This window comes from Chthonomonas sp. (genome assembly GCF_035294505.1).
Taxonomy (GTDB): Bacteria; Armatimonadota; Chthonomonadetes; order Chthonomonadales; family Chthonomonadaceae; genus Chthonomonas.
Genome location: NZ_DATGKU010000199.1, coordinates 1 through 4,720, shown reverse-complemented (window position 1 = coordinate 4,720; position 4,720 = coordinate 1). Strand labels below are relative to the sequence as shown.

4 protein-coding genes, 1 tRNA gene and 1 pseudogene are annotated in these 4,720 nt (G+C 57.7%); 2 read left to right on the top strand and 4 right to left on the bottom strand.

From position 1 onward, the window contains the following. Together VKV18_RS12525 and odhB are read left to right on the top strand one after the other, a co-directional pair. A pseudogene (locus VKV18_RS12525) lies at positions 1 to 1,030 on the top strand (2-oxoglutarate dehydrogenase E1 component); the annotation flags it as partial. 115 nt (positions 1,031 to 1,145) lie between these two features. Then, positions 1,146 to 2,417, top strand: a complete 1,272-nt coding sequence (odhB, locus tag VKV18_RS12520; protein ID WP_324204537.1) for a 2-oxoglutarate dehydrogenase complex dihydrolipoyllysine-residue succinyltransferase — start codon at positions 1,146 to 1,148, stop codon at positions 2,415 to 2,417. 236 nt (positions 2,418 to 2,653) lie between these two features. Here odhB and VKV18_RS12515 read toward each other — a convergent pair. The 4 genes from VKV18_RS12515 to VKV18_RS12500 all read right to left on the bottom strand — a co-directional run bounded on the left by VKV18_RS12515 (position 2,654) and on the right by VKV18_RS12500 (position 4,650). Further along, positions 2,654 to 2,725: transfer RNA gene (locus tag VKV18_RS12515), tRNA-Gln, on the bottom strand. A gap of 81 nt (positions 2,726 to 2,806) precedes the next feature. Then, positions 2,807 to 3,376: an SMC-Scp complex subunit ScpB gene (gene scpB, locus VKV18_RS12510; RefSeq protein ID WP_324204536.1), complete on the bottom strand. Its 570-nt coding sequence runs from the start codon at positions 3,374 to 3,376 to the stop codon at positions 2,807 to 2,809. Beyond that, positions 3,373 to 4,173: a segregation and condensation protein A gene (locus VKV18_RS12505; protein ID WP_324204535.1), complete on the bottom strand. Its 801-nt coding sequence runs from the start codon at positions 4,171 to 4,173 to the stop codon at positions 3,373 to 3,375. The genes scpB and VKV18_RS12505 overlap by 4 nt, the downstream gene beginning before the upstream one ends. Positions 4,174 to 4,308: 135 nt before the next feature. Further along, positions 4,309 to 4,650: a P-II family nitrogen regulator gene (locus VKV18_RS12500; RefSeq protein WP_324201330.1), complete on the bottom strand. Its 342-nt coding sequence runs from the start codon at positions 4,648 to 4,650 to the stop codon at positions 4,309 to 4,311. Positions 4,651 to 4,720 lie beyond the last annotated feature (70 nt).

Genomic DNA, 4,720 nt, shown 5'->3' with positions numbered 1-4,720 from the left:
GGAGCGCGGCACCTTCGATCAGCGTCGCCTCGCCCTTTACGACGTTGAGACGGGCGAGCGCTATGCGCCGCTAGAGCATCTTCCTCAGGCGCGCGCCTCCTTTGCCGTCTATAACAGCCCTCTTTCCGAAAGCGCCGTGCTTGGCTTTGAATACGGCTATAGCGTTCATGCGCCCGACACTCTCACCCTGTGGGAGGCGCAGTTCGGCGATTTCGCCAATGGAGCCCAGGTGATTATAGACCAGTTCATTGCGGCCGGCTATGCAAAGTGGGGGCAAAGCCCGTCCCTGGTGCTGCTGTTGCCGCACGGCTACGAGGGACAAGGGCCGGAGCATTCTAGCGCTCGGGTGGAGCGCTATCTGCAGCTCTGCGCCGAAAACAACATGCGTGTGGTTAACTGCACTACGGCCGCCCAGTATTTTCACGTTCTCAGGCGTCAGGCCGCTCTCATGCGCCATAGCCCGAAGCCGCTAGTCATCTTCACCCCGAAAAGCCTCTTGCGCGACAAAAACGCAGCGGCCTCCTTGCAAGAGCTGGTGGAAGGGCGTTTTCAGCCGGTGCTCGATGATGAGGAGGCGCGAAATCGCGCCAACCGTGTCACGCGGCTTATTCTATGCAGCGGCAAGGTCTATATGAACCTCCTCTATCAGCCCAACGGAGAACCTCGCGAAGAGGTTTTCAAGCAGGAGCGTCTGGCCGTTGTGCGTGTGGAGCAGCTCTATCCCTTCCCTGCGGAGGCCCTTGCAAAGGTTATCGGCGGCTATCCCAACATACGTGAGCTGGTTTGGCTGCAAGAAGAGCCACAAAACATGGGCGCCTGGAGCTTTATGGAGCAGCGTTTGCGTGCTCTGCTGCAGAAGCTAGAGATAGATTGTCCTATTCGCTATATCGGCAGGGAGGAATCGGCAAGCACGGCGGAGGGTTCGCGTCCGCGCCACCTCGTCGTGCAGGAGCGCATCCTTCGGGCTGCCCTCTCCGATATTCCCGCGCCCTCCCTCTCGCGTCGGGAGGCTGCCCGGATCGCCAAATAGCGCTTTTGGCGAACCCATCGGCTCTGAAGAACCCCCGCTAAAGCCTGGCCTTGAGTTATAAGGCCTGCGGCTGTGGTACCATAAAAACCGAATTCGGAAAGAGGATCGCAATTCTATGGGCGTTGAGATACAAGTGCCGCAACTGGCCGAGTCCGTTGTAGAAGCGACGGTCGGCACCTGGTATAAAAAGGAGGGAGACCGCGTAGAGCGCGACGAGGAGGTGGTTGAGCTTGCCACCGATAAGGTTAGCCTACCGGTCTACGCGCCTGCTACCGGCATACTGCAAAAGATCGTTCATCCTGAGGGCGATACAGTAAAGCCCGGGGATGTGCTTGCCATTCTGGTAGAGGCGGAGGCGGCCGCCGTGCCGGCGGCACCGCAGCCGGCCAAACCGGCCGTTGAAAACGCGCCCGTCGAAACCGCTGCAGCCGAAAAAACGGAAGCGCATCCACCTATTGCCACCCCGTTGGCCGAAAAGGTTGCTGTAGAGCAGGGCATTGACCTCAGCGCCCTCAAAGGCAAGGGCAGCGGCCCGAACGGCAAAATCACCATAGAGGATGTGCGCCAGTTCACCCAAGCATCCTCTTCTGCCCCACCTTCCGTCGAGAAAGAGCCTCAGAAACCCACGGTCTCCACGCCTTCCGGCACGCTGCCGCCTGTGCTGTCATCGCTCACGGCCTCATTTGGTCGGCGAGAGGAGCGAGAGCCGCTATCGCGTTTACGGCTCACGCTCATTCGCAATCTCCAAGAGTCGGAGCGCAATGCGGTTCGGCTCACCACCTTCAATGAGGCCGACATGAGCGCAGTAATAGAGATTCGCAAGCGCCGTCGCGATGCCTTCAAGGAGCGCTATGGGGTCAACCTCGGCTTCATGTCGTTCTTTACCAAGGCCGTTGTTGGGGCGTTGAAGGCGTTTCCCTATCTCAACGCCGAGATTCAAGGCAACGAAGTCGTCAAAAAGTATTATTACGATATAGGGATTGCCGTAGGCAGCGAGCGCGGGTTAACCGTGCCTGTAATACGCGATGCGGATAGGAAGACCTTTGCCGAGATCGAGGCCGAGATCGCCGATCTGGCCGCTCGTGCTCGGGAGGGCAGGCTTAAGCTTGAGGAGCTAATGGGCGGCACCTTCACCATCACCAACGGGGGCGTTTACGGGTCGTTGCTTTCCACCCCCATTCTCAACGGCAACCAGGTGGGCATTTTGGGCATGCACAAAATTCAGGAGCGTCCGGTGGTGGTGAATGGGGAGATCGTGATACGCCCGATGATGTACTTGGCTCTCTCCTACGATCATCGTCTGATAGACGGCAGCGACGCGGTGCGCTTTCTTGTGCGCGTCAAGGAGCTTATCGAAGACCCCGAAACGCTCCTTCTCGAAGGCTAGGCCGTTTTTGCTTCTTTTGCCACAGGCCTAGGCAGGTCTACGCTTGCCTGCGTCTTCATCTACTGCTATCTATTGCGATGGATTCGGATGGGACACTCCGCTGAGGATGAATCCTCGCGATTTCTCTAGGCCGACGTCTTCCCACGCTTCAGGGGGCCGCGCCGTCATAATAATCTAATGAAACAGACAGAACAAACAAAACAGGCGGATGCTCGATAGAGAAGCATCCGCTTAAACTGCCGGGGAAGGATTCGAACCTCCGACCAACTGATCCAGAGTCAGCTGTGCTACCACTGCACCACCCGGCAATATCTCTCTGCACTTTTTATGATACAACGCCGCCTTCGCTCTTGTCAAGAGCTACGACCCACAAACCGCCTTCAAAATACCTAGCCGCTCCGCGGGTAGACCCCCTCCACCGCCGACTCGGCCGGCAATTCCGATGGTGGAGATGGTTCCGTCTCAAGAGGAGGCAGCTCTTCAAGACCGGCAATGCCGAAATAGTGCAAAAACTCGGAGGTCGTAACGTAAAGTGTGGGACGGCCGGGAGCAACCTTCTTGCCCGCTTCGGCAATAAGACGCCGCTCCAAGAGCGTTTTGAGAACGCCATCGGATGAAACGCCTCGAATCGCCTCTATCTCCGGCAACGTAATAGGCTGACGATAGGCGATAATCGCCAGCGTCTCTAATGCCGCACGGGAAAGCTTGTTAGAGCGCGGCGTTAGTAAACGCCCCACGCACTCCGCATACTCCGGACGGGTGGCCAACTGCCAGCCCCCTGCGATGCGTAGCAACTGCAGACCGCTGCGGCGTTCTACAAGCGCGACCTGCAACGAACGAAGCGCCTCCTCCACCCGCAACGGCTCCTCTCCGGTGGCCCGAGCCAACTCCTCCACGGGAAGAGGTTCGCCGGAAACGAAGAGAAGGCACTCCAGTGCCGCTTCTAAGGAGAGGCTCATGACTCGGAGACCTCTTGCGCTGCATAAAGATAAAAAGGAGCAAAAGGTTCGGCCTGCTCCACTCTCACGCGCCCAAGCCGCAAAAGCTCTAGAACGGCCAGAAAGGTGAGCACAATGTCATAAAGCGGCCCCGGCAGCATGAAAAAGCTCTCGAAGGGCACTGCCGTTGGAGCAACGGCCTCTAGCTTGCGCACAATCTCTAGCATCTTAAGGCGCAGACTAAGGCGACGCCGTGGTACAACGGTGGTGAGTGGCTTCTCCTCTAGGCCGGCGCGTGCCAACATCTGATGGAGAGCGTGGTGCAACTGCGCCGGCGTAATCTCTCCTTGGGGAACAGGCAGCAGGTAGTCCTCCACATTTTGCGCTGCGTCGCGAAAATAGACGCGGCGTCGCTCCTCTTCCCATCGCTGCAGCGTGGCGATCGTATCGCGAAACTGTTGATAGTCCAACAGACGCTGCACCAGCTCTGCGCGAGGGTCTTCCTCCGCCTCCACTGCATCCTCCTCCTTCGGCGTTTGTGGCAGCAGCATGCGCGACTTGATCTCGATGAGAGTGGCCGCCATAACCAGATACTCCCCGGCGATGGTCAAATCCAACGCCTCCATGGCCTCTATAACCTGCAGATACTGCCGGGTGATCTCGGCGATCGGGATGTCGTAGATGTCTATCTCATTAATGCGAATAAGGTGCAAGAGCAGATCGAGCGGCCCCTCAAAGGCTGCTAGATGTATCGGAGGCATGGCCGCCGAGGTCAGCGGCGAGCGTTTGGGTGGCGCGACCAATGCGGAGTTTTCCATAAGACGCCATTTTACTGAACTAGGTCGGGCGATGTCAATAAGCTGCACGTGGGTTGTGCCAACGTTTGGGAGCCAATAAAATCCCCCTTCCGCGAAGCCATCGAGGAAGGGGAATAAAACGAGGTTGTGTGGTGCCTATTCCAGCGCCGCCTCGCCGGTTTCACCGGTTCGGATGCGGATGACGTCAGAAATAGGGGAAAGGAAGATTTTTCCGTCTCCGATCTCGCCGGTACGGGCGGCTTTGGCGATGGTTTCTGCCACAAGTTGAGCCTCCGAATCCTTCACGACGATCTCGATCTTCACCTTCTGTAAAAGGTTTACCGTGTACTCTACTCCTCGATAAAGGTGCGTAAGCCCCTTCTGCTTCCCTGAACCGCGCACCTCGGTAATGGTCATGCCCCGCACCCCTATTTCGGAGAGCGCCGCGGTGACATCGTCCAGCTTTTGGGGGCGAATCATCGCTTCTACTTTTATCATTGTGTTGCCTCCTCTGTCTGTCGCTTCAGCTCGTATCTCAGAGCGAAGAGCCGAAACAGCAAGAGAATGA

Excerpts from the sequence above, each read along its gene's own strand:
- odhB (WP_324204537.1), top strand. The coding sequence starts at position 1,146 with ATGGGCGTTGAGATACAAGTGCCGCAACTGGCCGAGTCCGTTGTAGAA.
- scpB (WP_324204536.1), bottom strand. The coding sequence starts at position 3,376 with ATGAGCCTCTCCTTAGAAGCGGCACTGGAGTGCCTTCTCTTCGTTTCC.
- VKV18_RS12505 (WP_324204535.1), bottom strand. The coding sequence starts at position 4,173 with ATGGAAAACTCCGCATTGGTCGCGCCACCCAAACGCTCGCCGCTGACC.
- VKV18_RS12500 (WP_324201330.1), bottom strand. The coding sequence starts at position 4,650 with ATGATAAAAGTAGAAGCGATGATTCGCCCCCAAAAGCTGGACGATGTC.